The organism is Amycolatopsis vastitatis, from assembly GCF_002234595.1.
Taxonomy (GTDB): Bacteria; Actinomycetota; Actinomycetes; order Mycobacteriales; family Pseudonocardiaceae; genus Amycolatopsis; species Amycolatopsis vastitatis.
In genome coordinates, this window is the sequence record NZ_NMUL01000023.1 from 281,829 (window position 1) to 307,806 (window position 25,978).

The 25,978-nt window shown below is 71.2% G+C and carries 28 protein-coding genes; 8 read left to right on the forward strand and 20 right to left on the reverse strand.

Annotated elements, in window-relative coordinates:
* Window positions 1-25: 25 nt before the first annotated feature.
* Complete coding sequence (locus tag CF165_RS24040; RefSeq protein ID WP_093949797.1) at window positions 26-724, forward strand: creatininase family protein; 699 nt, start codon at window positions 26-28, stop codon at window positions 722-724.
* Here CF165_RS24040 and ribA read toward each other — a convergent pair.
* From ribA to CF165_RS24070, 6 genes are read right to left on the reverse strand one after another with little or no spacing between them, the layout of a single operon-like run.
* The gene (gene ribA, locus CF165_RS24045) at window positions 713-1,366 is read right to left on the reverse strand and encodes a GTP cyclohydrolase II (protein WP_167441549.1); all 654 of its coding nucleotides are present in this window, start codon (window positions 1,364-1,366) and stop codon (window positions 713-715) included. The genes CF165_RS24040 and ribA overlap by 12 nt on opposite strands.
* Entirely contained in the window at window positions 1,363-2,382 is a 1,020-nt protein-coding gene (locus CF165_RS24050) for a lysylphosphatidylglycerol synthase transmembrane domain-containing protein (protein ID WP_093949798.1), read from the reverse strand. Before CF165_RS24050 ends, ribA begins: the two co-directional genes overlap by 4 nt.
* Entirely contained in the window at window positions 2,379-3,212 is an 834-nt protein-coding gene (locus CF165_RS24055; RefSeq protein WP_093949799.1) for a class I SAM-dependent methyltransferase, read from the reverse strand. The genes CF165_RS24050 and CF165_RS24055 overlap by 4 nt, the downstream gene beginning before the upstream one ends.
* Window positions 3,209-4,276: a glycosyltransferase family 4 protein gene (locus tag CF165_RS24060; RefSeq protein ID WP_093949800.1), complete on the reverse strand. Its 1,068-nt coding sequence runs from the start codon at window positions 4,274-4,276 to the stop codon at window positions 3,209-3,211. Before CF165_RS24060 ends, CF165_RS24055 begins: the two co-directional genes overlap by 4 nt.
* On the reverse strand, window positions 4,273-4,671 hold the full coding sequence (locus tag CF165_RS24065; protein WP_093949801.1) for a 6-pyruvoyl trahydropterin synthase family protein: 399 nt from the start codon (window positions 4,669-4,671) through the stop codon (window positions 4,273-4,275). The genes CF165_RS24060 and CF165_RS24065 overlap by 4 nt, the downstream gene beginning before the upstream one ends.
* A gap of 31 nt (window positions 4,672-4,702) precedes the next feature.
* The gene (locus CF165_RS24070; protein ID WP_093949802.1) at window positions 4,703-5,665 is read right to left on the reverse strand and encodes a zinc-dependent alcohol dehydrogenase; all 963 of its coding nucleotides are present in this window, start codon (window positions 5,663-5,665) and stop codon (window positions 4,703-4,705) included.
* Window positions 5,666-5,731: 66 nt separating this feature from the next.
* Here CF165_RS24070 and CF165_RS24075 point away from each other — a divergent pair, with 66 nt between their 5' ends.
* Window positions 5,732-6,490 carry a CDP-alcohol phosphatidyltransferase family protein gene (locus CF165_RS24075; protein ID WP_093949803.1) on the forward strand — a complete coding sequence of 253 codons (759 nt, stop codon included), beginning with the start codon at window positions 5,732-5,734 and terminating at the stop codon, window positions 6,488-6,490.
* On the opposite strand, the gene CF165_RS24080 is transcribed toward CF165_RS24075, so the two are convergent.
* The 3 genes from CF165_RS24080 to CF165_RS24090 are packed head-to-tail and all read right to left on the reverse strand — an operon-like array spanning window position 6,487 to window position 9,260.
* Window positions 6,487-7,494 (reverse strand): DNA polymerase domain-containing protein, encoded by a 1,008-nt coding sequence (locus CF165_RS24080; protein ID WP_240521757.1) that lies wholly within the window; start codon window positions 7,492-7,494, stop codon window positions 6,487-6,489. The two genes, CF165_RS24075 and CF165_RS24080, sit on opposite strands and share 4 nt — an antisense overlap.
* Before the next feature lie 38 nt (window positions 7,495-7,532).
* On the reverse strand, window positions 7,533-8,330 hold the full coding sequence (locus CF165_RS24085; protein WP_093949805.1) for an oxygenase MpaB family protein: 798 nt from the start codon (window positions 8,328-8,330) through the stop codon (window positions 7,533-7,535).
* A gap of 45 nt (window positions 8,331-8,375) precedes the next feature.
* Window positions 8,376-9,260 carry a LysR family transcriptional regulator gene (locus tag CF165_RS24090; RefSeq protein ID WP_093949806.1) on the reverse strand — a complete coding sequence of 295 codons (885 nt, stop codon included), beginning with the start codon at window positions 9,258-9,260 and terminating at the stop codon, window positions 8,376-8,378.
* Between the two features lie 90 nt (window positions 9,261-9,350).
* Between CF165_RS24090 and CF165_RS24095 the strand changes: the two genes are divergently transcribed.
* Together CF165_RS24095 and CF165_RS24100 are read left to right on the forward strand one after the other, a co-directional pair.
* Window positions 9,351-10,655, forward strand: coding sequence for an FAD-binding oxidoreductase (locus CF165_RS24095; RefSeq protein ID WP_093949807.1), 1,305 nt, complete (start codon window positions 9,351-9,353; stop codon window positions 10,653-10,655).
* Between the two features lie 80 nt (window positions 10,656-10,735).
* Entirely contained in the window at window positions 10,736-11,905 is a 1,170-nt protein-coding gene (locus CF165_RS24100) for an acyltransferase family protein (RefSeq protein ID WP_205660960.1), read from the forward strand.
* Here CF165_RS24100 and CF165_RS24105 read toward each other — a convergent pair.
* A complete protein-coding gene (locus CF165_RS24105; RefSeq protein ID WP_093949809.1) occupies window positions 11,902-12,324 on the reverse strand; it encodes a nitroreductase family deazaflavin-dependent oxidoreductase in 423 nt (140 codons plus the stop codon). The genes CF165_RS24100 and CF165_RS24105 overlap by 4 nt on opposite strands.
* A 98-nt stretch (window positions 12,325-12,422) precedes the next feature.
* Here CF165_RS24105 and CF165_RS24110 point away from each other — a divergent pair, with 98 nt between their 5' ends.
* The gene (locus tag CF165_RS24110) at window positions 12,423-12,887 is read left to right on the forward strand and encodes a MarR family winged helix-turn-helix transcriptional regulator (RefSeq protein WP_093949810.1); all 465 of its coding nucleotides are present in this window, start codon (window positions 12,423-12,425) and stop codon (window positions 12,885-12,887) included.
* Between the two features lie 140 nt (window positions 12,888-13,027).
* On the opposite strand, the gene CF165_RS24115 is transcribed toward CF165_RS24110, so the two are convergent.
* The 3 genes from CF165_RS24115 to CF165_RS24125 form a co-directional block, all read right to left on the reverse strand.
* On the reverse strand, window positions 13,028-13,387 hold the full coding sequence (locus CF165_RS24115) for a PLDc N-terminal domain-containing protein (RefSeq protein WP_093949811.1): 360 nt from the start codon (window positions 13,385-13,387) through the stop codon (window positions 13,028-13,030).
* 59 nt (window positions 13,388-13,446) lie between these two features.
* A complete protein-coding gene (locus CF165_RS24120) occupies window positions 13,447-14,106 on the reverse strand; it encodes a cytochrome P450 family protein (protein ID WP_093949939.1) in 660 nt (219 codons plus the stop codon).
* Between the two features lie 121 nt (window positions 14,107-14,227).
* A complete protein-coding gene (locus CF165_RS24125; RefSeq protein WP_093949812.1) occupies window positions 14,228-14,905 on the reverse strand; it encodes a GNAT family N-acetyltransferase in 678 nt (225 codons plus the stop codon).
* A gap of 52 nt (window positions 14,906-14,957) precedes the next feature.
* On the opposite strand from CF165_RS24125, the gene CF165_RS24130 reads away from it, so the two are divergent.
* A complete protein-coding gene (locus tag CF165_RS24130; RefSeq protein ID WP_093949813.1) occupies window positions 14,958-15,812 on the forward strand; it encodes a PaaX family transcriptional regulator in 855 nt (284 codons plus the stop codon).
* Here the strand turns inward: CF165_RS24130 and CF165_RS24135 are convergent.
* A complete protein-coding gene (locus CF165_RS24135; RefSeq protein WP_093949814.1) occupies window positions 15,799-16,194 on the reverse strand; it encodes a RidA family protein in 396 nt (131 codons plus the stop codon). The genes CF165_RS24130 and CF165_RS24135 overlap by 14 nt on opposite strands.
* A 67-nt stretch (window positions 16,195-16,261) precedes the next feature.
* Here CF165_RS24135 and CF165_RS24140 point away from each other — a divergent pair, with 67 nt between their 5' ends.
* Window positions 16,262-18,604 (forward strand): bifunctional salicylyl-CoA 5-hydroxylase/oxidoreductase, encoded by a 2,343-nt coding sequence (locus tag CF165_RS24140; protein WP_093949815.1) that lies wholly within the window; start codon window positions 16,262-16,264, stop codon window positions 18,602-18,604.
* Window positions 18,601-19,761 (forward strand): acyl-CoA dehydrogenase family protein, encoded by a 1,161-nt coding sequence (locus CF165_RS24145; RefSeq protein ID WP_093949816.1) that lies wholly within the window; start codon window positions 18,601-18,603, stop codon window positions 19,759-19,761. Before CF165_RS24140 ends, CF165_RS24145 begins: the two co-directional genes overlap by 4 nt.
* On the opposite strand, the gene CF165_RS24150 is transcribed toward CF165_RS24145, so the two are convergent.
* The 6 genes from CF165_RS24150 to CF165_RS24175 form a co-directional block, all read right to left on the reverse strand.
* The gene (locus CF165_RS24150; protein WP_093949817.1) at window positions 19,712-20,332 is read right to left on the reverse strand and encodes a DUF2306 domain-containing protein; all 621 of its coding nucleotides are present in this window, start codon (window positions 20,330-20,332) and stop codon (window positions 19,712-19,714) included. The two genes, CF165_RS24145 and CF165_RS24150, sit on opposite strands and share 50 nt — an antisense overlap.
* A gap of 173 nt (window positions 20,333-20,505) precedes the next feature.
* Complete coding sequence (locus tag CF165_RS24155) at window positions 20,506-21,909, reverse strand: GH1 family beta-glucosidase (protein ID WP_093949818.1); 1,404 nt, start codon at window positions 21,907-21,909, stop codon at window positions 20,506-20,508.
* Between the two features lie 41 nt (window positions 21,910-21,950).
* Window positions 21,951-22,943, reverse strand: coding sequence for an ABC transporter ATP-binding protein (locus CF165_RS24160; protein ID WP_167441550.1), 993 nt, complete (start codon window positions 22,941-22,943; stop codon window positions 21,951-21,953).
* Window positions 22,940-23,923: an ABC transporter permease gene (locus CF165_RS24165; RefSeq protein WP_093949820.1), complete on the reverse strand. Its 984-nt coding sequence runs from the start codon at window positions 23,921-23,923 to the stop codon at window positions 22,940-22,942. The genes CF165_RS24160 and CF165_RS24165 overlap by 4 nt, the downstream gene beginning before the upstream one ends.
* Before the next feature lies 1 nt (window position 23,924).
* Window positions 23,925-24,905, reverse strand: coding sequence for an ABC transporter permease (locus tag CF165_RS24170; RefSeq protein WP_093949821.1), 981 nt, complete (start codon window positions 24,903-24,905; stop codon window positions 23,925-23,927).
* On the reverse strand, window positions 24,902-25,978 hold the full coding sequence (locus CF165_RS24175; RefSeq protein WP_093949822.1) for an ABC transporter ATP-binding protein: 1,077 nt from the start codon (window positions 25,976-25,978) through the stop codon (window positions 24,902-24,904). Before CF165_RS24175 ends, CF165_RS24170 begins: the two co-directional genes overlap by 4 nt.

Genomic DNA, 25,978 nt, shown 5'->3' on the forward strand with positions numbered 1-25,978 from the left:
ACCAACATAGAGAAGGGCCGCGGAGATGACCGATCTGTTCCCGCTCGCCACCACCGCCGACGAGCAGGAGCGGCGGGCGTCGGTGGCGGTGCTGCCGGTCGGCAGCTTCGAGCAGCACGGCGCGCACCTGCCCCTGGCGACCGACACGGTCATCGCGGCGACTCTCGCGAAAGCCGTCGCCGACGCGTACCCCGTCCTCCACCTGCCGCCGATCACGATCTCGTGCTCGCACGAGCACGCGGGGTGGGCGGGCACGGTGAGTATCTCGGCCCGCACGCTGCACGCCGTGGTCACCGACGTCGCCGCGTCGCTGAAAGCGTCCGGGGTGGACCGGCTCGTGCTGGTCAACGGGCACGGCGGCAACTACGTACTGTCCAATGTGGTCCAGGAGGCGGCGGGCGCGATGGCGCTGTTCCCGGGGGTGCCGGACTGGCAGGCGGCGCACACCGCGGCCGGCCTGCGGACGTCGCTGGACGACGACATGCACGCGGGCGAGCTGGAGACGTCGATCCTGCTGCACGCCCACCCGCACCTGGTCCGGCCGGGCCACGAATCGGCCGACCACGTCACCGACCGGGACCACCTGCTGACGCTGGGCCTGCGGGCGTACACGGAGTCGGGCGTGGTCGGCCGTCCGTCGCTGGCCAGTGCGGCCAAGGGGCACGTCCTGCTGGACACGCTGGTCGAGCGCTTCGCCGGGGTCCTGGAAGTGTTAGGCGCCTGAGAAGGCCTGGTCCAGGTGCGGCAGCAGGTGGGCCATCCGCTCGGCCTTCGTCCGGAGGTAGCGCAGGTTCTCCGGATTCGGCGGAACCAGCAGCGGAACCTGCTCGCTGATCCGGATTCCATAACGCGTGAGCTGTTCGACCTTCTGCGGGTTGTTCGACAGCAGCCGCACCGAGCGGATGCCGAGATCGGTCAGGATGCCCGCCGCCGCGTGGTAGTCGCGGGCGTCGACCGGGAGACCCAGTGCCACGTTCGCGTCGACCGTGTCGAGGCCTTCGTCCTGCTGCAGCCGCATCGCCTCGAGCTTCGCGAGCAGGCCGATCCCGCGGCCCTCGTGGCCCTGGACGTAGACCACCACGCCCGAGCCCTCCTCGACGATCCGGTCCAGCGCGGCCGCCAGCTGGTCGCCGCACTCGCAGTGCGTCGAGCCGAAGACGTCGCCGGTCAGGCACTCGCTGTGCACCCGGACCAGGGTGCCGAGCGGGGCGATCTCGCCGTAGACCAGCGCGACCTGCTCGGTGCCGGCGCGGTCGAGGTACCCGACCGCGCGGAACGTTCCGTGCCGGGTCGGCAGCCGGGTCTCGACGACCCGCTCGACCACGGCCCGGCGCGGCAGATCCCCGGCGACGTCACTTGCGGTCATGACTTCAACCCCACTTCCGATTCGATCCCGGTGTCGGCCGCCGTGCGCGGGGCGGGCACGACACCGGTGTGCGGAGCGCGGGTCTCGCGGAACCCGGCGACGCTCCGGACGAACAGGACACCGGCGCCAGGCAGGCTCGCGACCAGCGTGAGCACGCCGTAGACCACGGCGACGGTGACACCTTGGGCGGCTCCCAGGCCGGCCGCGCCGAAGAGCAGGGCGCAGACGCCCTCGCGCGGGCCGAAGCCGCCGACGTTGAGCGGGAGACCCATCGCGAGCAGCGCGAGGACCATCAGGGGCACGAGCTGCCACACCGGCGCGTTCACCCCGGCGACGCGGGCGGCGACGACGAACAGCGCCAGGTGCCCGCCCAGGGTCGCGACGGACAGGAAGCCCACGCTGGGCCAGGTCTCGCGGGTCAGCAGGCCGAGCCGGACGTCGGCGAGGGTGACGGCGAAGCCGCGGCGCCACTTCGACGGGCTGTGGATCCAGCGCCCGCCGAGCAGGCGGCCGACGACGAGCCCGGCGACGGCGGCCAGCACGACGACCACCCCGGCCCCGACCACGACTTCGCGGAAGGCACCGGGCACGACACCCGGCGACGCGAGCACGACGGTGACCGCGGACGCGATCAGCACGACCTGGCCCGCGGTGCGCTCCAGGACGACGGCCCGCACGCCGCGCGGCACGTCACCGCTGTCGCGGCCGTGCTGCACCGCGCGGTGAACGTCGCCGAGGACGCCTGCGGGCAGCACGCCGTTCAGGAACAGCGCGCGGTAGTAGTCGGCGACGGCGGCGCGCAGCGAAAGCCGCAGGCCCAGCCGGGTGGCGACGATCTGCCAGCGGCCCGCGCTGAACAGCGTCGTCGCCAGGCCGATGACCAGGGCGGCGAGCACGCCGGGCGCGCTGATCCGGCCGAGGCCGTCGAGGAAGGCGGCGCTGCCGAGCTGCCAGACGAGCACGGCGAGGATGCCGAGCGCGCCCGCGATCCGTAGCCAGGCCAGGGCGCGCTTCACGCCGCCGCCTCCATGCTCGGCGGCAGGACCAGCAGGTCGCCGTGGTGGATGACCGCGCGCAGCTCGCCCGCCGCCGCCATTTCGAGCCGCCGTTGCAGGTAGACGTCGGCGACCGGACGCAGCTGGGGCAGCTGCTCGACGGCGGCGCCGACCCAGCCTTCGAGCCACTGGCGCTGCAGTTCGGCCTGGTCCGGGCCGAGCCGCCAGGCGCTGTCCGCGCGGACGACCGTGGCGCCGAGCCTGCCGAACGCGGTCGCGGCGACGTCGACGGCGTTGGGGCCGAGCAGCCGCCGGCCGTCTTCGGTGACCCGCCGCTGGTGGGCGTTGAACGCTGCGGCCATCGCGGGGTCGAGCGGGTCGGCGGGCGAGAGCTCCACCTTGCCGGTGACCGAGAGCATCAGCAGTGCCGCGCAGCCCGCTTCGACGACCGCCGTGGCCAGCGCCGTGATCTCGTCCCTGGTCAGCAGGTCGAGCAGCGCGGACGCGGTGACCAGCGACGTCCCGGCGAGGTCGGCGGCCCGCAGCGCGGTGATGTCGCGCTGCTCGGCGACGGCGTCGACCGGGCTGCCGTCGAGCGCGGTGCCCGGGAGGCTCGCCTGCGCGTGGGTGAGCAGGTCGGTGTCGTGGTCGTGCAGGATCCAGTGCTGGGTGCCGGGCAGCCGGGCGGCCAGCCAGCGGCCGAGCGAGCCGGTGCCGCAGCCGAGGTCGCGGATGACGACCTCTTCGTCTTCCGGCAGGAACGAGCGCAGCGGGTCGAGCAGTTCGGTGGCGCGGGCCGCGGCGTCCGCGGGTTCGCGCAGGTAGAGCCAGTCCGGGGCGAACGCGGTCATGCCGCCGCCTCCTGCCGGAGAAGGATGTCGGCGATCCGGCGGGCGGTGTCGTCCCAGCCGGTCAGGGTCTCGCGGCGCAGCCGCGCCGACTCGCGCAACCGCGTCCGCAGCGCCGGCTCGGTGAGCCAGCGGCGCAGGGCGGCACCGAGCGCTTCGACGTCGTCACCGGGGACGAACATCCCGGGCACCGAGCCGTCCGGCGCGACGCCGACCGTGTCGGGCAGCGCGTCGACGTCGGTGGTCAGCACCGGCACGCCCCGGGCGAGGGCCTCGGTGACGACCATGCCGAAGGTCTCGGCGCGCGAGGGCAGCACGAGCAGGTCGGCGGTGTGGTAAGTCGCCTCGAGTGCCGCGCCGGTGCGGGGACCGGTGAGCTTGAAGCGGTCGCCGAGCCGGTGCTCGCGCAGCCGCTCGACGTACTTGGTTTCGCGACGGATCCCGCCGACGCATTCGCAGGTCCAGCGCAGGTCGGCCACGGTTTCGAGGGCCTGGGCGAGCACTCCCTGGCCCTTGCGCGGGGTCACGTTGGCGACGCAGACCAGGCGGGACATGCCGTCGGTGCCGATGGCCAGTGGCGCGTGGTCGACGCCCGGCGTGACCGCGTGCACGCGGTGCGGGGCCAGGCCGTGGTGGCTGATCAGGCGGCGCGCGGCCCACTCGCTGGTCGCGACGACCGAGCTCGCGGCCCGCAGCGTCTCGCGCTCGAGCGCGTCGAGCTCGGCGGCGAGCGCGGGCGGCAGGCCGGTCTCGTCGGCCAGCGGCAGGTGCACCAGCACCGACACCGACAGCCGGCGGGCCTGCGGGACGACGACCTCGGGCACGCCGCAGGCGACCAGCCCGTCGAGCAGGACCGCGGAGCCGGTGGGCAGCGCGGAGAGCAGGTGGCCGAGGACCGCGCGAGCCTCGGTATCCGGCCGCGGCCAGCTGCCGGAGACGCCGATCTCGTGCACGTCGAGGCCGGCCGCGCCGAGCCCGTCGCACATCCGCCGGTCGTAGGTGTTGCCGCCGCTGGGGACGGACGTGTCGTCGACGTCCCCGGGGAGGATCACGTAGAGAGTGTTCACAGGGCACGCTCGTAACTCGCCCACGCGACGTGCGACTCGTGCAGCGAGACGGTGATGCCGTCGAGGCCGCGGGCACCCGCGCCGAGGCGTCCGGCGTGGACGGCGTCGGCGAGGCGGTCGGCGATGACCTTCGCGAGGAACTCCGTGGACGTGTTGATGCCCTTGAACTCCGGCTCGTCGTCGAGGTTGCGGTAGTTCAGGTCGCTCAGCACCGCCCCCAGCTCTTCCGTGGCCTTGCCGATGTCGACGACGATGTTGTCCTCGTCGAGCTCGGCCCGGCGGAAGGTCGCATCCACCACGAAGGTCGCGCCGTGCAGGCGTTGCGCGGGTCCGAAGACTTCCCCGCGAAAGCTGTGGGCGACCATCACGTGGTCACGGACGGTGATGCTGAACACCAAGACCTCCGATGCGTTCGGGTGGACGTGGTCACTGCGGCTGATACATGACACGGAGGCACAGGGCGGAAAGTTCATTCGCGACCAGCCGGGGTAGCACGGACGGAAGATCCTTAAACGTGCATTCCGCGCTGACCAGCGCTTCGAACGCCGGATCGGCCAGCAGATCCAGGGCGACGCCGAGCCGCTGGGCGTAGCTGCGGTCCGGCCGCGCGACCGTCCCGACCTGGCTGCTGCGGATCACCAGGCGCCGCGAATGGAAGTTCTCGCCGAGCGGGACGCTCACCCGGCGGTCGCCGTACCAGGACATCTCCACGACCTCCCCTTCCGGCGCGAGCAGCTCCAGCGCGCGGGCGAGCCCGGCCTCGCTGGCGCTCGCGTGCACGACGAGGTCACAGTCGCCGAGCGCTTCGCCGGGCGTCGAGAAGCCGACACCGAGGGCGTCGGCGATCTCCGCTCTGGACTCGTCGACGTCGATCAGCTGCACCCGCGTCGCCGGAAAACCACTGAGGAGCTTCGCGACGCTGCAGCCGACCATCCCGGCGCCGATGACGGCGATCCGGTCGCCGAGCCGCGGCCGCGCGTCCCACACGGCGTTCACGGCGGTCTCGACCGTGCCGGCGAGGATCGCACGCCCGGCCGGGACGGTGTCCGGCACCGGCGTCACCGCGGTCGCCGGGACGACGTACGCGGTCTGGTGCGGGTAGAGGCAGAAGACGGTCTTGCCTTCGAGGTGCGCGGGGCCCTGCTCGACGAGACCGACGTTGAGGTAGCCGTACTTCACCGGGCCGGGGAACTCGCCCTCCTGGAAGGGCGCGCGCATGACGTCGTGCTGGCTCGCCGGGACGCCGCCGCGGAAGACGAGGGTTTCGGTGCCGCGGCTGACGCCGGAGTACAGCGTCCGGACGAGCACGTCGTCCGGCCCCGGCTCGGGGAGCACCTCCTCCCGCAGCTGTCCCGTGCCGGGACGTTGAACCCAGAAAGCCTGTTCCACGTGTTTCTCCTCAGCGGCATCCGGAGGCTGGTGTCGCCACCCTATGAGCAATTCGCGGAGTCGACGATGATCAAACAGGACCTTCTCCTGCGCGCGGTGGTGCCGGCGCCGGTGCTCGCCGCGGGGGTCGTCGCGGGCGGTTCCACCCCCCTCGCCTGGGCGACCGGTGTCGTCTACGGCCTCGCGCTGGTGCTGCTCACCGAGTGGGGCCTGCGCCGCAGCGGCCGCGGCGCCTTCGGGCCGGCGGACTGGATCACGTTCGCCCGCGCGATGCTCGTCGGGTGCGCCGCGGAGCTGATCGCCGAGGGTGACTTTTCTCTCTGGTGGCTGGTCGGGCTGGTCGGCGTGGCGCTGCTGCTGGACGGTCTCGACGGCCAGGTGGCGCGCCGCACCGGCACGGCATCGGAGTTCGGTGCGCGGTTCGACATGGAGGTCGACGCGTTCCTGATCCTCCTGCTCTGCGTCCAGGTGTCCCACGCGCTCGGGCTGTGGGTGCTGGCGATCGGCCTGATGCGGTACGTCTTCGTCGCGGCTTCGTGGGCCATGCCCTGGCTGACCGCGCCGCTGTACCCGAGCATGGCCCGCAAGACGGTGGCCGCGGTGCAGGGTGTGGTGCTGGTGGTCGCGGTGTCCGGGCTGCTGCCGCTCGCGGCGACGTTCGCCCTGGTGGCGGTGGCCCTGACGACGCTGGTGTGGTCGTTCGGCCGGGACGTCGTCTGGCTGGCCCGCCACCGCGTCTCCGAGCAGGCTCCCGGGCGGATCGTGCACCTCACCCGGGCGACCCTGCGGCGCCCGCTCGGCTACGGCCACAACCAAGCGGCTTAGCCCGACTCACGCGCGGCGCGGGCGCGGCGTTTGCCCTCGTGCATCGCGACCACCCGGGCGATCGGGATCGTGTGGCCCTCTTCGACCAGGTCGGCGGGCAGCACGAACGGCTCCGGCATCTCCCCGGTCCACGGGTCGCCGTCGCCGAGCAGGTCCGGGGCCGTGTGGACGGTGAAGTCGCCCGGCTTGACGCCGTCGACGTCGGCCCAGCGGACCGGGAACGAGACCGGCGCCCCCGGCCGGTGACGCGGGCTGTAGACGGACACCACCGTCGCCCCGCCGGCCCGGGTCGAATCGAGGAAGACCTTGCCCGCACGGCGTTCCCGGACGAACTCGGTCGTGCCAAGCGCCGGGTCGATGCGCTCCGCGCGGGCCGCGACCGCCCGGGTGGCCGCGGCGATGTCCTCGACCGCTTGGCCGGGCGCCAGCGGCACGAAGACGTGCACGCCCTTGGACCCGCTGGTCTTCAGCGCACCGTCGAGGCCGTCGTTGCGCAACGCTTCGCGCACCAGCTTCGCGGCGCCGACGGCCAGCGAAAACGGGCCGTCCTCGGGCGGGTCGAGGTCCAGGATCAGGTGCGTCGGCCCGCTCGCGGGGTCACCGCGGAAGAGGGCGGTGTGGTACTCGATCGCGCGCTGGTTGCCGAACCACACCAGCGTGCGCAGGTCGTTGCACAACGCGTAGGACACGTCCCGCTTGGACGTCTCGGCCCACATCGTGACCCGCTCGACCCAATCCGGCGTGTACTTCGGCAGGTTCTTCTGCATGAACGGTCCCTGCCCGCGCAGCACCCGCAGCACGGTCAGCGGCCGGTCGCGCAGCTCCGGCAGCATCCGGTCGGCCACCGCTTCGAGGTAGTCGAGCAGCTCGCGCTTGGTGGCCGCCGCGCCCGGGAAGACCTCCTGGTCGAGACTGCTCAGCTTGACGCCGTGCCTGACCACCCGACCTTCTTCCCCACCACCGCCCTCAACGGAGGCGCTTCGCGCCGCTGGCTTGTCGCTCATCGGCCCACCTTCGCGCCCCCGCGCGAAGCGGTCAACTCTCAAACGAGCGGACGTCCGGTGCGCAGCCGCCGGCGGAGATCCCGGAGACAGAAGTTGAAGGGGAACCGCCGCAGCGGCCCCGGAGTGCGCAGGACCACCGCGCCGACCAAGCGCATGAGCGTGTCGAACCGGCGCTGGGACCGGTCCGACCAGGGCAGCCGCATCTCGTCGCGGAACCGCGGCGGCAGGAACCCGGTCGTCACGAAGCGGTTGAACGGGCCGAGGACGGCGGACACGGGCCGGGGCAGGAACTCCAGGTCGACCACCGCGCGCAGATAGCGCCGCACGGTGTCGTCGATGCGCACCTCGGCGACCCCTGCCGTCCAGTACTTCTCGAACGCGTCGCGGTCATCGGGCCACATCTCCGGCCGGACCTGCAGCGTCGTGCCGAGCACCGCGGCTTCGCGGTAGAAGCACGACGCGTCGCTGCCGAAGAAGGCCGCGTTGGTGTCTTCGATGCCCTTGTACAGACAGGCCGCAACCCACAGCTGCAGGTCCGTGTCGAAAGCGTTGTAGGCGACCGGGCTCGACGCCGTCGAGTGCACCTGCGCGTGGGCCCGGTTGACGCCCTGCCGGTAGGCCGCGCGCTCGGCGTCGGTGCCCAGGAGCGCGACCGACAGGTAGGTCAGCGTGGTCCGCGTCCGCTTGACCGGGTGGCGGAACAGGTTCCCGGTCTCCACCCGGCTCTCGACGACGCCATACCCGACGGGGCGCCGGGCCAGCTGCATGACGACGTTCGCGCTCCCGGCCAGCAGTCCGGCGCCGACTACGGCGTCACGAAGGGCGTTCTCGGTCATCAGCGCACCTCCTTGATCCAAGGGAACGACGCTGTTGACGATGTGTCAAGAGTGGTAAGCCGCCCGGGCGAACGCGATCAACGCGCGCGCGGCCGGGCTGAGCGGCCCCTCGGTCCGCCACGCCAGCGCCAGCACGCCGCGCAGCCCGGCCCCGGCGATGTCGACGATCCGCAGGTCGGCCTGGTGGTACCGGGCCAGCGACTCCGGCACGACGGCGACGCCGAGCCCCCGCATCGCGAGCTGGACCAGGACGTTCGGGTCGGCGGCCTCGAAGGCGATCCGCGGCGTCCGTCCCTCCCTCGCGAAGGCGGCGTCCAACGCCGTGCGCAGGCCCGTCCCCTTCGGCAGGGCCATCAGCGGAACTTCACCCAGTTCGGGGAGGCCGACCGCCGTCCGATCGGCCAGCGGACCGGCGGGCGCCGTGACCGCAAGGAACGGCTCGTCGAGCAGCACCTGCGTCGCGATCCCCGGCGGCGGGTCCGTCGCGAGGCCCACGACCGCGAGGTCCAGACGTCCTTCGCGCAGGGCCGCGAGCATCACGTCGGAGTTGGCTTCCGAGAGCGTGATCTCCACGGCCGGGTACCGCCCGTGGAAACCGGCGAGGAGGTCCGGCAGCCCGACCGGGCCGGCGGACGTCACGGCGCCGATCGCGACCTGGCCGCGGACGAGCCCGGCCAGCTCCTCGACGGCTTCGCGGACGCCCTGCACCGCCGCGAGCGCAGCCCGGGCGTGCGGCAGCGCGGCGGCGCCGACGTCGGTGAGCCGGACCGTCCGGCCCGAGCGGTCCAGCAGCTCCTGCCCCAGCTCGCGCTCGAGGCGTTTGACCTGCGCACTCACCCCGGGCTGGGCCACGTGCAGCCGTTCCGCCGCGCGCGTGAAGTTGCCTTCCTCGGCGACGGCGACGAAGTACGCGAGCTGATGAAGTTCCATAAGCGTTGATTCTAATAAGGAGAAAAACCAGATCTTGGACTTCTGATCGACTGTGCCCGAAGCTGGAAGCAGCGAACGAAAGGAGCCGAAATGAACATCCTTCACCCAGGTCAGGACAGTTACGCCGAAGAAGTCGCCGGATTCCAGACGGCGGTGCCGAGCTCGCCCGCGGCCGTCGTCGCCGCCGAAAGCGCCGAGGACGTCGTCGCCGCCGTGCGGTACGCGACCGAGCACCGGCTGTCCGTCTCGGTCCAGGCCACCGGGCACGGCTTGACCGCCGGCACCGACGGTCTCTTGATCAGCACCCGCCGGATGACCGGGGTGGAAATCGACCCCGGCGCGAAAACCGCCAGGGTCGAAGCCGGCGTGCGCTGGGAGGCCGTGATCGACGCCGCCGGGAAGCACGGCCTGGCGCCGCTCAGCGGCTCGTCGCCGGACGTCGGCGTCGTCGGCTACACCCTCAGCGGCGGCTTCGGGCTGATGGCTCGCCGCTACGGCCGCGCCGCCGACCACGTCCGCGCGCTCGACGTCGTGACCGCCGACGGCGAGCTCCGGCGCGTCGAGCCGGGCTCGGACCTGTTCTGGGCGCTGCGCGGCGGCCGCGACGGCTTCGGCATCGTCACGGCGATCGAGTTCGCCCTCTTCCCGGTGGCCCGGCTCTACGGCGGCAGCCTCACCTTCGACACCGCCGACGTCCCGGCGGCGCTGCGGGCCTGGCGAACCTGGTCGGCGGCCGCACCGGACACGCTGGCGACGTCGGTCGCCATGATCCAGTACCCCGACCTGCCGATGGTGCCCGAACCCCTGCGCGGACGGCACATCGCGCAGGTCCGGATCGCCTACCTCGGCGAGGACGGCGACGAGCTCGTCGCGCCGCTGCGGGCCGCCGCGCCCACGCTGGCGGACACGCTCCGGGCCATGCCGTTCACCGAGTCCGGGTCGATCGCGGCCGAGCCACGGCAGCCGCACGGCTACCACGGCACCAACGCGACCGTCTCCCAGCTGAACGACGCCATGCTCGACGCGGTCCTCGAGCACGCCGGCCCGGGCGCGGCCACGCCGCCGGTCCTGATCGTCGACCGGCTGGGCGGCGCGCTCGCCCGGAAGCCGGAGACGCCGGGGGTGGGCTGGGACAGTTCGGCCGAGTACGTCGTCCGCGCCTTGTCGATGGTCGGCGACGACGGCGTCGCGGCCGTCCGGCGCGCGCACGCGAAGCTGTTCGACGCGCTGGCGCCGTGGACGACCGGCCGGTTGCTGCCGTTCGTGTACGGCGAACACGCGCCATCGGAGGTCGCGGAGAGCGTTTTTTCGGCTACGGATCTTCGAAGGCTTCAGGAGATCAAGCGCCGCCACGACTCGGGGAACGTGTTTCCGGCGCCTCACCTGGCGGGGTGAAGCCGAGCCCAGGCGGAGAAATGGGCGGTCATATACTCCCGTCCGACGATCACACCGACGGGGGAACCGCCTTGCGCACGATGAGCCACGAGGACTATCTCGGCCAAAGACGGTTCCCCGGCCTCGACGGCCTGCGCGCGCTGGCCGCGACGATGGTCATCTTCTTCCACTTCGGCGGTCCGAACTGGACGTGGCTGTCGGGCTGGGTCGGCGTCTACATCTTCTTCGTGCTGTCCGGGTTCCTGATCACCACGCTGCTGCTGCGCGAGCAGGACCGGACCGGCCGGATCTCGCTGTCCAACTTCTACATCCGGCGGGTCTTCCGGATCCTGCCGCCGTACCTGGTCATCCTCGGCGGGATCGTCGCGTTCGTGCTGCTGCGCGGCGAGTTCCACGACCGCGACTTCCCCAACGCGCTGCGGTTCTACCTGACGTTCCTCAACGAGTTCCTGCCGTCGTTCACCAACGGCACGGACAACTTCTTCAGCGGCTCGTGGACGCTGGGCATCGAGGAGAAGTTCTACCTGGTCTGGCCGTTCCTGCTGGTGGCGATCGGGATCGGCGCGGCGAAGCGCAAGTTCCTGCTGGTCGGGGCCGCGATGGTGATCCTGCTGGCGCTGGTGCCGGTGACCACCGGCGGCTGGCTGCTGAACGGCGCGAACGTGCCGATCTACCGCTCGACCGTGCACTACTTCATCCTGGCGGCCGGCTGCCTGCTCGCGATCCTCATGCACTACCGGCGGGGATTCGCGCTGCTCAAGCCGCTGACGCACCCGCTGGCCGCGATCCCGGTCGTGGGCGGGTTCCTCGTGTTCCACACGAACCTCGACAGCCTGTGGCACGCCACGCGGATGAACCTCTGGCTGCTCGTGGCGTACGCGGTCGCGACGATGCTGCTGCTGGTCGTGCTGGTGAGCCCGGGCCCGCTGCGCTGGCTGCTGGGGACGGCGCCGATGCGGTTCGTCGGCGAGCGGTCGTACTCGCTGTACCTGCTGCAGGGGCCGGTGCACTTCGTCGTCATCCTGGCGGTGCCCGGGCTGGGGCGGAACCACACCACGACCGCGGTGGTGGTGTTCCTGGTCGCGCTGGCCATCGCGGACCTGATCCACCGCTGGGTGGAGAAGCCGCTGATCGACGTCGGCAAGCGGATCATCGCCCGCAAGGAGGCGCGGCGTGCGGAGCGGGAGGCGGCCCGGGAGCCTGCTGGGCCGCGTGTCGAGCCCGAGCCCCAGCCCGCCTCCGTTTCCTAGCGCTCGAGGACGACGACCGGGATGAGCCGCGTGGTCTTCGTCTCGTATTCGGCGAAGCCCTCGGCGTGCGCGATCATGCCCGCGTAGAGGCGGTCGCGCTCGGCGCGGTCGGCGATCACGGTGGCCGTGGCCTCGAACTTCTCGGTGCCGACCTCGACGGTGACCTTCGGGTTCGCGATGAGGTTGTGGTACCAGGCCGGGTTCTTCGGCGCGCCACCCATGGACGCGGCGACGACGTAGCGGTCGCCGTCCCGGGTGTAGGCCAGCGGCGACAGGCGCTCTTCGCCGCTCTTCGCCCCGATCGTGGTGAGGAGGAGCACGTTCTTGCCCTCGAACATGCCGCCGACCTTGCCGTCGTTGGCACGGAACTCTTCGACGATCTGCTTGTTGAACTCGTTCATGTCGGCTGGTGTGGTCATGGGATCCCCTTGTTTCTGGCCGGTAGGCTCGAGCAGCGCGAGGTACGCTCGAGTGGAGTGTTTGCTTTGCAAACAAAACTACCGACGGGAGGTGAGTGGTGTCAACGGAGGCCGGTCCGAGTGTCGAGGACGGCGTGCGTCAGCTCCTGCTGCTCATGCCGCGCCTGGTCGGCCGTGCGAAGCGCACGCCGGTGCCCGAGGAGCTGAACGGCTGCACGCTGGCGCCGCGACACCTCTCGCTGCTGTCCTACCTGCTGTTCGACGGCCCGATGACGGTCACCGAGCTGGCCACCCGCCTGCAGGTCGCGCCGACGACGGCGAGCCTGATGATCGGCGACCTCAGCCGCCAGGGCGTCCTGAACCGCGACGAGGACCCGGCCGACCGGCGCCGCACGATCGTCAGCATCGCCGAGGACAAGCGCCCGGCGGTCGACGCCTGGCTGGCCCGCGGCGCGAAGGCGTGGGCCGACGCCCTGACGCCGCTGACCCCGGCCGAGCGCCGCCTGGTGATCACCACCCTGGAAGCGTACGAACGCGGCACCTGCGAAGGCCCCGCCTGCTGACGCCGTGTCGTCCCCCCAATCACGCGTGATGCCCCTCTGATCACGCGTGATGCCCCTTCAATCACGGGCGATGCCCGACCGGAAGGGTCGACACGCGTGATGGGAAGGTCGACACGCGTGATTGAGCGGTCGACACGGCGTTATTCGTCGCCGCGCTTTTCGCGGGCCATCTTGCGCTGTGCCTCGGCGCGTTCGCGGCACTTGCGGAGGAACTCTTCGTCGTCCTCCGGGCTCGTCGCCGCGAAGCGGCCCGGACGGTCGTACTCCGGGAACGCCGGCGCGTTCCGCTCGTACGGCGCGCGTGCCCGCGTCACCTGCTGCGGACGGCCCGCGACCAGCCAGACGATCGAGCCGATCAGCGGCAGCACCAGCACGACCAGCAGCCACAGCCCCTTCGGCATGTTGCGGCAGGACGATTCGTCCGTCGTGATCACGTCGACCAGGCAGAAGATCCACAGTCCGAGCGTGACGAAGCCGAGCAGGCCATCGAAGTACAGCAATTTCCGACCTTCCCCCAAGAAGATGAACGCGGTAAGTCTTAGCAGAACCCCTTCGCGGTTCAGCCGCGGGTCACCCGCAGCACCGCGGGCATCCGGAGATTCGGCGAAGACACCCACGTCGTTTCCGTTTCCGTCAGGCGAAACCCGCGCAACGCCTCGAGAACGCCGGTCGCGAGGGCGGTCGCGTGCCGCGAGCCCGGGCATTCCCGGGGTCCGGCACCGAACGGCGTTCCCGCCAGCGACACGGTGACGTCTTCGCCGTCGATGCGGCGGCGCGTGCGCAACACCGGCTGTTCGGCGGGTTTTCCGGTCAGCGACGCGGAAAGCCCGTTGCCGATGAGCCCCGCCGTGGCGTCGCAGGCCTGGACGAGCAGGCCGATCCGCGCCGCCGCGAGTTCGGTCGGCCCGCCGCAGACCGCGATCAGCCGTGTCAACGCGGCTTCGGCGTCAGCGCCGGGCGTGACGTGCGGGTGGTACGCGGCCGCGACCGGGGTCACGTCGGCCGAGACGTCCGGCAGGCCCAGCGCCTCCGCGAGCACGCCGACCGGCACCGGCCGCGCGATCTCGGCCATCACGTCGACGACATCGACACTCGTCATGATCTGGTGCGTACGGGCGAAAGCCTTATCTCGCAACGAATCCACGTCGACCAGCGCCAGGGCGTCGACCGCGAGCGCGCGACGCCGGACGTGGTCGGAGCCGTTGCTGAAACGGGCCACCGACGCGCGCAACCAGGCGATGCTGCCCGCGGGAACGTCGGAAGGCACGGGCGGAACCGGAGCGGAAAGCGATGTCATGCGCCGAAAGTAGCCGCGGAAAACGTCGGCCGGGACCGAAGTGTCAGAGGATCGGCGACGCGGGGAACCACGTCGCCTGCGGTCCGGCGCACTGCGTCGGCCGCGGGACGTCGTGCTGGAACCACCACGCCTCGGTGACGCGGCCGTCCGGCAGCCGGTACGTCGGCGGGCCGGCGACGCGGACGAGTCCCGCCGCCTGCAGCGACCGCGCGCTCGCGACGTTGCCCACCTCCGCGCCCGCGCGCACCCGCGACAGGCCCAGGTGGTCGTGCGCCAGTGTCAGGCCGGCCGCGAAGAGCACCCGCCCGTGGCCGCGGCCGCGGTAGTCCGGGGCGAGGTAGCCGCCGGTCTCCGGGCCGCCGTCCTCGCCGGTGTGCACGCTTACCAGTCCGACGCAGCGATGGGCCTCGACGTCGATCATCACCAGGTCGAGTGACTGTGGATCGGGCGACACCCAGTCCGGGCCGGTGCCGGGCACCACGCGCAGCGCGTCCGCCCGCGCCGGCTCGGCCACGATCGAGTCGCGCTGCCAGCCGAGCCAGCGCTGCGCGGCCCGGTCACTGCCGCAGGCGACCGCGGCGGCGTACTCCCACGCGGTCGGCGTCCGGAAGAGAAAGCGGCCGTTCCGGATGACGTGGCCCTGCCGGTCGCAGGTCCGCTTGGTCATCAGGCGGCCCCGGCGGGTGAGCCGGTCGAAGATCCCCTTGGTGGCTGGCAGCATCGCGGCGAAATCGTAGCGGAGCGTTCGCCGCGTCTGTTGTTATTGTGGCGCGATGACGGCCGTACCCGAGGCAACCGAACTGGACGGCTCCGGCCGGGCCGCGCAGCCTCGTCAGCTCATCGTGACGGTGTACGGCCTCTACTCGCGCACCGAAGGCGGCTGGCTGTCGGTCGCCTCGCTGATCGACCTGCTCGCGGCCGTCGGCGTCGACGAGCCCGCGGTGCGTTCGTCGATCTCGCGGCTGAAGCGGCGCGGCATCCTCGAAGCGGTGCGTCGCGACGCGACGGCGGGGTACGAGCTGTCCGACGAGGCGCGGGAGATCCTGCGCGAGGGTGACGAGCGGATCTTCCGCCGCGAGCGCGCCACCCCGGCCGACGGCTGGCTGCTCGCGGTGTTCTCGGTACCCGAGACCGAACGCCACAAGCGCCACCTCCTGCGGACCCAGCTCGCCCGGATGGGCTTCGGGACGGCGGCATCCGGCGTCTGGATCGCCCCGGCGCACCTCCACGCGGCGACCGAAGAAGCGCTGACCCGGCTCGGCCTGGCCGAGTACGCCGACCTGTTCCGCGCCGACCACCTCGCGTTCGGCGACATCGCGGCGAAGGTCCGCGACTGGTGGGACCTCGACCGGCTGAACGAGCTGTACACGACCTTCCTCGACGAGCACGGCCCGGCACTGCGCCGCTGGCAGCGCCGCAAGTCGGCGGACGACCAGGAGGCCTTCGCCGACTACGTCCGCGTGCTGACGGGCTGGCGGCGGATGCCCTACCTCGACCCCGGCCTGCCCGCGGAGTTCCTGCCCCGCGACTGGTCCGGGATCCGCGCGGCCGAGCTGTTCTTCGAGCTGCACGCACAGCTGGAGACACCGGCCCGCGCGTACGTCGCCAAGTCGATCAACTTCGGCTGAGCACCGCGAAGCCCTGGACCTCGACCAGCGCCTCCTCGTCCCAGAGCCGGTCGACGCCGATGCCCGCCATCGCCGGGTACTCCGTGCCCGCGAGCCGCCGCCAAACAGCGCCGATCTCGCGTGCGTGGGCGCGGTAGTCCGCCATGTCGACGATGTAGATCGTCACGCTGCACAAATCCGACGGGGACCCGCCCGCCGCGCGCAGCGACGTCAGGAGGTTGCCGAGCGCGCGTTCGAACTGCTCGACGACGCCGTCTCCGACGATCTTGTTCGACGCGTCCAGCGCCGTCTGCCCGGCGAGGAAGACGACCCGGCCGTCGGCCACCACCGCGTGCGAGAACCCGGACGGCTTGCCCAGCTCCGGCGGGTTGATGCGTTCCATGCGGGACACCGTACGCCATCTTTCGTCTTATTGACGATCGTGCGGGCGACGACATACCATCGACGGCGTGCGAATCGCGGTCATCGGTGGCGGCCCGGCGGGTCTGTACTTCGCCGCGCTCGTGAAACAGCTCGGTCCGGGCCACGACATCACCGTCTGGGAGCGCAACGCGCCGGACGACACCTTCGGGTTCGGCGTCGTGTTCTCCGACGAGACGCTCGGCGGCATCGAGCACGCCGACGCGGCGGTGCACGACGCGATGCGGGCGGAGTTCGCGCGCTGGGACGACATCGACGTCCACTACCGCGGCACGGTCACCACCTCGGGCGGGCACGGCTTCGCGGCGATGAGCCGCAAGCGCCTGCTCGGCATCCTCCAGAGCCGCTGCGCCGAACTCGGCGTCGGGCTGCACTTCCGGGAGGAAGCACCGGCCGACCTGTCGGGGTACGACCTGGTCGTCGCCGCCGACGGCGTCAACTCGGCGATGCGGGCCCGGTACGCCGAGACGTTCCGCCCGAGCGTCGAGACCCGCCGGTGCCGGTACATCTGGCTCGGTACGGACCTGGTCTTCGACGCCTTCAAGTTCTACGTCCTCGAGACGCCGGCCGGGATCATGCAGATCCACGGCTACCCGTACGGCCGCGACGGCAGCACGTTCATCCTGGAGGTCCAGGAGGATGTCTGGCAGCGGTCGTTCGGGCCGATCGCGGCGGCGTCGCTGCCGCCAGGGCAGAGCGACGAGAAGTCGATCGCGCTGATCCGCGAGCTGTGCGCCGACGTCCTGGGCGGGCACCGGATCATGGCGAACAACTCGAAGTGGGTCTCGTTCGGCACGGTCCGGTGCGAGACGTGGGTGCACGACAACGTCGTCCTCCTCGGCGACGCCGCGCACACCGCGCACTTCTCGATCGGCTCGGGCACGAAGCTGGCCATGGAGGACGCCCTCGCGCTGGCCGCCTGCCTGCACGAAAACGAAGGCGTCGCGGCGGCCTTGAAAGCCTACGAGCTGGAACGGCGACCGGTCGTCACGTCGACGCAGCGCGCGGCGCAGGCGAGCCTGGAGTGGTTCGAGAACATCGCGCAGTACGCCCACCAGGAGCCGCCGCAGTTCGCGTTCAACATCCTCACGCGCAGCCGCCGCGTCACCTACGACAACCTGCGCCTGCGCGATCCCGAGTTCGCGGCCGAGCTCGACCACTGGTTCGCCCGCTCGCTCGGGACGACGTCGCGGCCGCCGATGTTCCAGCCGTTCAAGCTCGGCTCGCTGGAACTGCCGAACCGGATCATCGTGTCCCCGATGGACATGTACTCCGCGGTGGACGGCGCGCCGGGCGACTTCCACCTGGTGCACCTGGGCAGCAAGGCACTCGGCGGCGCCGGGCTGGTGATGACCGAGATGGTCTGCGTCTCCCCCGAAGGCCGGATCACGCCCGGCTGCGGCGGGCTGTACACGCCGGAGCAGGAAGCGGCGTGGAAGCGGATCGTCGACTTCGTCCACGCGCAGACGCCCGCGCGGATCGGTGTCCAGTTGGGACACTCCGGCCGCAAGGGTTCGACGAAGCTCATGTGGGACGGTATCGACGAACCACTACCTTCGGGAAATTGGGAGGTATGCGCCCCCTCGGCGCTGCCGTACTCCGAGCGGAACCAGGTCCCGCGCGAACTGTCCACAACGGACCTGGCGGAGATCCGCTCGCAATTCGTCGCCTGTGCCGAAGCCGCCGCCCGGGCCGGGTTCGACGTCCTCGAACTGCACTGCGCCCACGGCTATCTGCTGTCGTCGTTCCTCTCGCCGCTGACCAACCACCGCACGGATTCCTACGGCGGCTCGCTCGAGAACCGGCTGCGGTTCCCCTTGGAGGTCTTCGACGCGGTCCGTGCGGCCTGGCCCGCCGAACGGCCGATGACCGTCCGGATCTCGGCGACCGACTGGTGCGAGGGTGGCATCGACGCCGACGACGCCGTCGAGATCGCGCGGGCGTTCGCCGCCCACGGCGCCGCGGGCATCGACGTCTCGACCGGCCAGGTCGTCAGCGAGGAAAGCCCGCAGTACGGCCGCAGCTACCAGACACCGTACGCCGACCGGATCCGCAACGAAATCGGCGAGGAGTACGGGATCGCGGTGATCGCGGTCGGCGCGATTTCGTCGTACGACGACGTCAATTCGCTCATCCTGGCCGGCCGCGCGGACCTCTGCGCGCTCGGCCGCACGCACCTCTACGATCCACAGTGGACGTTGCACGCCGCGGCCGAGCAGGGCTACCCGATGGCGTGGCCGAAGCCGTTCGCCGCGGGCAGCCGCAAGCCGCAGACGGGCCGCTCCGACGGGCCGGAGCCACGTCTCGACCTCGTCCGGTCAGGTCCGGCCGGGACCGCCCATGCCCGTTGGCGACCAGGAGCTTCGTCATGACCTTCAGCCTGGACCCGTCTCAGCAGGCGTTCGCCGCCGAAGTGCGACGGCTGGCGACCGAGCAGCTGCTCCCCCTCGCCGAGTCCGGTGTGGAGGGTGCGGTGAACCGCCCGCTGCTCAAGGCGATGGGCGCGCTCGGCCTGCTCGCACGGCTGTTTCCCGGAGTCGCTTCGGGGAAGCCGACGAGGCAAGCGGCCGCGACGGACCTGTGCATCCTGCGCGAGAACCTCGCCACGGTGAGCACCGAGGCTGAGACGGCGCTGGCGTTGCAGGGCTTGGGAAGCTACCCGGTCCTCCAGTCCGGACAGGACGAACAGGTGGCGCGGTGGCTGCCCGCGGTGGCGGCGGGCGACGCGGTGGCGGCGTTCGCGCTGACCGAGCCGGACGCCGGTTCCGATGCGGCGGCGCTGTCGCTGGCGGCGGAACGCGACGGCGACGGCTGGCGCCTCACCGGCGAAAAGATGTGGATCTCCAACGCTCCCGAAGCCGACTTCTACACGGTGTTCGCGCGCACGACACCGGACGCGGGTTCCCGCGGGGTGAGCGCGTTCGTCGTCCCCGCCGACCGGCCCGGCCTCGGCGGCGAGCACCTGGACCTGGTCAGCCCCCACCCGATCGGCACGGTCACCTTCGACGGCGTCGAGGTCCGGCGCGAGGAGCTGCTCGGCGAGGAGAACCGCGGTTTCGCCGTGGCGATGCGGACGCTGGACCTGTTCCGCCCGAGCGTCGGCGCGTTCGCGGTCGGCATGGCCCAGGCGGCGCTGGACGCCACGGTCGCGCACACCGGCTCGCGCGAAGCCTTCGGTGGCCCGTTGATCAAGCAGCAAGCGGTGGCCCACGCACTGGCCGAAATGGCGACGCGCACCGAAGCGGCGCGGCTGCTGGTCTACGCGGCCGCGAGCGCGTACGACGCGGGCGAGCAGAACCTCGGCGGCCGGGCGGCGATGGCGAAGCTGTTCGCGACGGAGGCGGCCCAGTTCGTCGTCGACTCGGCAGTCCAGCTCCACGGTGCCCGCGCGTTGCGACGCGGGCACCTGCTGGAGCACCTGTACCGCGAGGTCCGGGCGCCACGCATCTACGAAGGCGCGTCGGAAATCCAGCGGACGATCATCGCCCGCTGGCTGGCTTCGGCTTCCGGTCGAGCCACCACTGGCTGAGCAGCAGCAACGTCAGGACGCTCAGCACGCCGGAAACCGTCGCGGCACTCAGGATCATCTGGGTTTTGTCGTCGATCCGGGGCATGACGAGCAAAAACCCGAGCGGCGAGAGAGCCCGCGTCATCAGGGTGTGCATGGTCATCGCGAAACTGCGGATCATCCACTTCCGGTGGTCGGCGAACCGCCGCTGCCGCCCTGCCCGCCAGCCGGCCACGGTGAAGCAGAGCCACAACAGCGCGGCGACGACGTCGATCGCGGCGACGACCGGCCCGAACGGGCTCACCGCACCGATGGTGGCCGCCACCACGGCGGCGGGAATCGCTCCGGCGAAGACGTAGACCCGCCCGATCCGCCGGTGCGCGACCGGGTGCGTCCGCCGCAGCCACGGCCAGATCTGCAGGATGACGCCGACGATGGCGATGGTCCCGAAGAAGATGTGCGCGAGGAGCAACCAGTAGTGCGCGGCGAATCCGGGCGGCGCGGGAACGCGCGACCGCGCCGGATCCAGCGTGAGGTAAGGCGGCACGGAGTAGGCGAGGAACACGGCGACGACGAGCGCGAGCGGCGCCACCCAAGGTCGCCGCCACCACTTCGGCGCCGTTCCGGCCGGTACGGGTCTGCTCTCGGTCTGGACGGTCACGGTTACCCCCCGGGGTCGGCTTTCCGTCCGACGCTAGGGAAAGCCCCCGGGAGGAACCATGGGGTGAGCCACCGCCACCGTGGTGGGGCTCACCCCACCGCCGTTCAGCTGCCTCGCACCCGCCGAACGGTGTCGCGGTAGAAGTACCCGCTCTGCTTGATCGTCCGCTGCTGCGTCTCGTAGTCCACCCGGATCAGCCCGAACCGCTTCGCGTACCCGTAGGCCCACTCGAAGTTGTCCAAAAGGGACCAGGCGAAGTACCCGCGGACATCCGCCCCCGCCTGGCGGGCCGCCGCGACGGCCGCGATGTGCGATGCCAGGTACGCCGTGCGTGAGTCGTCGCGGACGAAGCCCGTCGAGTCCGGGTCGTCCTCGAACGCCGAGCCGTTTTCCGTGATGTACATCGGGAGCCCCGGGTAGTCACGACCCAGCCGTGTCAGCAGCTCCGTGAACTTGCCCGGCAGGATCTCCCAGCCCATCGCCGTCGTCGGCTCGCCGAACGGGATCGCCCGCGATGCCGGGACGCCGTCCGCGTCCACCGACAGGCCGTGCTCGTCCACGCCCGAGAACTGCTGGCCGAAGTAGTAGTTGACGCCGAGGAAGTCCAGCGGGGACGAAATGGCCGCCAGATCGCCGTCCTGGATCGGAAGGCGCACCCCACGCGAAGCGAGGTCGTCGACGACGTCCGCCGGGTAGCGGCCGTGGACCAGTGGGTCCAGGTAGATCCGGACCCCGAGGCCGTCCGCCTGACGCGCCGCGCGGGTGTCCTCCGGGGAGTCCGTCGCCGGGTCGGCCGTGCTCATGTTGAGCGTGATGCCGAACTGCGTGTCCGCCGGAGCCGCCTCCCGCATCCGCTGCACCGCGAGCCCGTGCCCGAGCAGCAGGTGGTGCACCGCGTGCAAGCCGGCCGCGAAGTCACGGCGTCCCGGCGCCATCACGCCGTGGACGTACCCGTGCATCGCCGAGCACCACGGCTCGTTCAGCGTCGTCCAGTGCCGCACCCGATCTTTCAACCGGTCGAACACCAGCATCGCGTAGTCCGCGAACCGGTACGCCGTGTCGCGCGCCGGCCAGCCGCCCGCGTCCTCCAGCTCCTGCGGGAGGTCCCAGTGGTAGAGCGTCGGCCACGGCGTGATGCCGCGGCTCAGCGTTTCGTCGACCAGCCGGTCGTAGAAACCGATTCCCGCTTCGTTGACGCCGCCGCTTCCGCGCGGCTGAACTCGCGGCCACGCCACGGAAAACCGATAGGTGTCCGCACCCAGTTCGCCCACCAACGCGACGTCCGACGGCATCCGGTGGTAGTGGTCGCACGCCACGTCCCCGTTGTCGTTGTTGTCGATCGCCCACGGCTCCTTGCAGAAAGTGTCCCAAATGGACGGTGTCCGGCCGTCCTCGGAGACCGCGCCTTCGATCTGGTACGCGGCGGTCGCCACGCCCCAGCGGAAGTCCGGCGGCAGGGTGTCGATCAGCGCCTGCTGCTCGGCGGTCACGGCTGTGGTCTCGGTCAAGGCGGCTCTCCTCCAGAGGTACCGGACAGGATGGACGGCGTTCAGGGAGCGGCGACGGGGTGCAGCCAGCACGCCACCTCGCGCGCCGGGTCGCCGGGCGTTCCCAGCAGCGGCACGCGGTCGGGGCACGGTTCGAAGGCCTTGGGGCACCGCGGGTGGAACGCGCAGCCGGACGGCATCCCGCGCGTGTCCGGCGGAGATCCGGGGATCCCGGACAGCTCGCGCCGCGGCCCCCGCAGCGCGGGGAACGAGTTCAGCAAGCCGTGGCTGTACGGGTGCAGCGCGTCCCGGTAGAGGTCGGCCGCCGGCGCCTGCTCGACGATCCGGCCGCCGTACATGATCGCGATCCGGTCGGAGAACTCCACCAGCAGCGAAAGGTCGTGCGTGATGAACAGGACCGAAAAGCCCAGCCGCTCCCGCAGTTCCACGAGCTGGCCGAGGATCTGCCGCTGCATCACGACGTCGAGCGCGGTGGTCGGCTCGTCCATGATGACCACGCGCGGTTCCAGTGCGAGCGCCATCGCGATCATCACGCGCTGCCGCATGCCACCGGACAGCTGGTGCGGGTACGCCTCCAGCCGGTCGGCCGAGATGCCGACGAGCTTGAGCAGGTCTTTCGCGCGCGCGACGCGGCCCGCTTTCGTCGACCGCGGTTCGTGGGCCTTGATGACGTCGACCAGCTGCGTGACCACCTTGTGCACCGGGTTCAGCGAGTTCATCGCGCCCTGGAACACGAGGGACGTCTCCGCCCAGCGGAAGTCCCGCAGCTGCTTGTCCGTCAGCTTCAGCACGTCGTAAGGCTCGCCGTCCGCGGGGTGGTAGATCACCTCGCCACCGCGGATGACGCCCGGTGGCGCGAGCAGCCGCGTCAGCCCGTAGGCCAAAGTGGACTTGCCGCTGCCGCTTTCCCCGGCCAGGCCGAGGACTTCGCCGCGGTGCAGCGTCAGGTGCACATCCCGGACCGCGCGCACGGCCTCGGCGCCGACGCCGTAGTCGACGTCCAGGCCCTTGATCTCCAGCACCGGGTCCATCATGGCCGTTCCTCCCGCCCGAGCACGGGCGTGAAGCCCACGCGCATCCGATGCGTCCGCCCGTCGGCGCCCTTGACACGCGCCTTGCCGCTGCCGCGCAGCCGCGGGCTGACGAACTCGTCGATGCCGAAGTTGAGCAGGGACAGCGCCGTGCCGAGGATGGCGATCGCCAGCCCGGCCGGCACGAACCACCACCACGCGCCCTGGGCGAGGGCCTGCTGGCTCTGCGCCCAGAACAGGATCGTGCCCCAGTTCCAGTTGGACAGTCCGGAGACGCCGACGAACGCGAGCGTGATCTCCGACATCACCGCGAAGATCACCGTGCCGACGAAGCTGGACGCGATCACCGCGGTCAGGTTCGGCAGGATCTCGAAGAAGATGATCCGCCACGTCGATTCGCCGGTCGCCCGCGCCGCCTCGACGTATTCGCGGCCCCGCAACGAGAGCGTCTGTGCTCGCAGGACTCGCGCACCCCACGCCCACGACGTGAAGCCGATGATCACCGCCACCAGGATGTCGCCGCCGGTGGGGACCGCGCTGCCGATGATGATGATCAGCGGCAGGGCGGGAATCACGAGGAACACATTGGACAGTGCGGACAGGCCCTCCCCCGGCGTGCCGCCGAGGTACCCGGACGTCACGCCGACGATCACCGCGAGGATCGTCGCCGCGATCCCGGCGGCCAGCCCGACCAGCATGACGCTGCGCGTGCCGACCACGACCTGGCTGAAGATGTCCTGGCCGAGGTGGGTGGTGCCGAACCAGTGCCGCGCCGACGGCGACTGCAGCAGGTCGCTGCTGCGCGCCGACGGGTCGTACGGCGCGATCCAGTCCCCGATGACCGCGATCACCAGGAAGAAGACGATGACGGCGAGCCCGGTGACCGTCTTGCCGCCGGTCAGGAACCGGAAGCGGCGCCGTCGCGCGACCGCTTCGAGCGGGAGGGCCTGGGCGGCCTTGACGTCCGCCGCGGGTACGGCCATGTCAGCCCTCCTTCCGGGTGCGCGGGTCGAGCGCCAGGTAGGCGACGTCGGCGAACAGGTTCGCCACCAGCACCGAGAGCGTGATGATCAGGAAGATGCCCTGCATCAGTGGGTAGTCCTGCGAGCCGACGGCCTGGAACAGCTGGTAGCCGACGCCCGGGTAGGAGAAGACGATCTCCACCAGCAACGTGCCGCCGACGATGAAGCCCAGCGCCAGCGCGAACCCGGACACGCTCGGCAGCAGCGCGTTCCGCGCGGCGTACCCGACCATCACCCGGCGTTCCGGCAGGCCCTTGGCGTGCGCGACGGTGACGTAGTCCTCCGACGCGACCGTGACCATCATGTTGCGCATGCCGAGGATCCAGCTGCCCATCGAGCTGATCAGGATGGTCAGCGCGGGCAGCAGGCTGTGCTGGATCGCGCTGCCGATGAATCCGGCGTCCCAGCCGGGCACCGTACCCGGGTCGTAGCCGCCGGACGACGGGAAGAAGCTGCCCGGGCCGGCCAGCAGCGTCAGCGCGATCAGGCCGAGCCAGAAGTACGGGATCGACGAGAGGAACGTCGTCACCGGCAGCAGGCCGTCGACCCACGAGCCGCGCTTCCAGCCGGCGACCACGCCGAGCCCGGTGCCGATCGCGAAGCCGACGATCGTGGTGATGCCGACCAGGATGATCGTCCACGGCAGACTGTCGGTGAGCAGGTCCGACACCGGCGTCGGGAAGAACGTGAACGAGATCCCGAGGTCGCCGCGGAAGAGCTGGCCCCAGTAGTCGAAGTACTGGGAGATCAGGCTTTCGTTCTTGTCGAGTCCGAACAGGACGTACAGCGACTGCATCGCTTCCGCGCTGATCATGCCCTGGTTCTTGGCGATCAGCGACTGCACCGGGTCGCCCGGGATCAGCCGCGGGATGAAGAAGTTGATGGTGACGGCGGCCCAGGCCGTGAAGACGTAGAAGGCCAGCCGCTGCAGCAGGAACCTCATCGGGCGGCTCCGTCGTAGAGCCAGCACGCGGCCCAGTGCCCGGGCGCGTCGCCGACGTCGAACCGCGGTGGCAGGTCGGTCTTGCAGCGCTCCATCACAACCGGGCAGCGCGGGTGGAACCGGCAGCCGGGCGGCGGGTCGAGCAGGCTCGGCGGTTCACCGGACCCGCGTTCGGCCGGCGTCTCTCCGGGTTCGCCGCCGCCCGCGATCCGGTCCGGGTCGGGGGCGGATTCGATGAGCAGCCGGGTGTAGGGGTGCGCCGGCCGCTGCGTGATGGTCTCGCTGTCGCCGCCCTCGACCATCCGGCCCGCGTACATCACCATCGTCTCGTCGGCGAAGTAGCGGGCGGACGCGATGTCGTGCGTGATGTACAGGATCGCCAGGTGCAGGCGCTCCTTGAGGTCCCGCAGCAGGTTCAGCACGCCGAGCCGGATGGAGACGTCCAACATGGACACCGGTTCGTCGGCCAGCAGCGCCTTCGGGTCGGCGCCGAGGGCCCGCGCGATCGCGACGCGCTGGCGCTGTCCGCCGGACAGCTCGTGCGGGAACTTGTCGATGTAGCGCCCGGGCGGGGTCAGCTGGACGCGGGAAAGCAGCTCGTGCAGCGACTTCTCGAGGTCGTCACCCGCCCGGCCGTGGATCTTCAGTGCCCGCGTCAGGTGGTAGCGCACGGTGTGCACCGGGTTCAGCGACGCGAACGGGTCCTGGAAGATCATCTGGACCCGGCGGGCGTAAGCGCGGAACGCCTTGCCGTGCTTGACGTTCACGGTCTCGCCGTGCAGCCGGATCTCGCCGCCGGTGCGCGGGTAGAGGCCCGCGAGCAGCCGTGCGACCGTCGACTTGCCCGAGCCGGACTCGCCGACCAACGCGGTGACGCGGCCGCGCCGGAGCGTCAAGGTCACGTCGTCTACGGCCTGGATACCGCGCCGCGGCCCGGTCAGTGCGGCACGCCCACGCCGTCGGACGGGAAAGTGCTTCGTGAGGCCCGTTGCCTCCAGGACCACGGGGAGGGCCCCCTCCGACCCGACGGCGGTGGGGTCGGAGGGGTCCTTCGTCGCCACTGATTCCGCCAT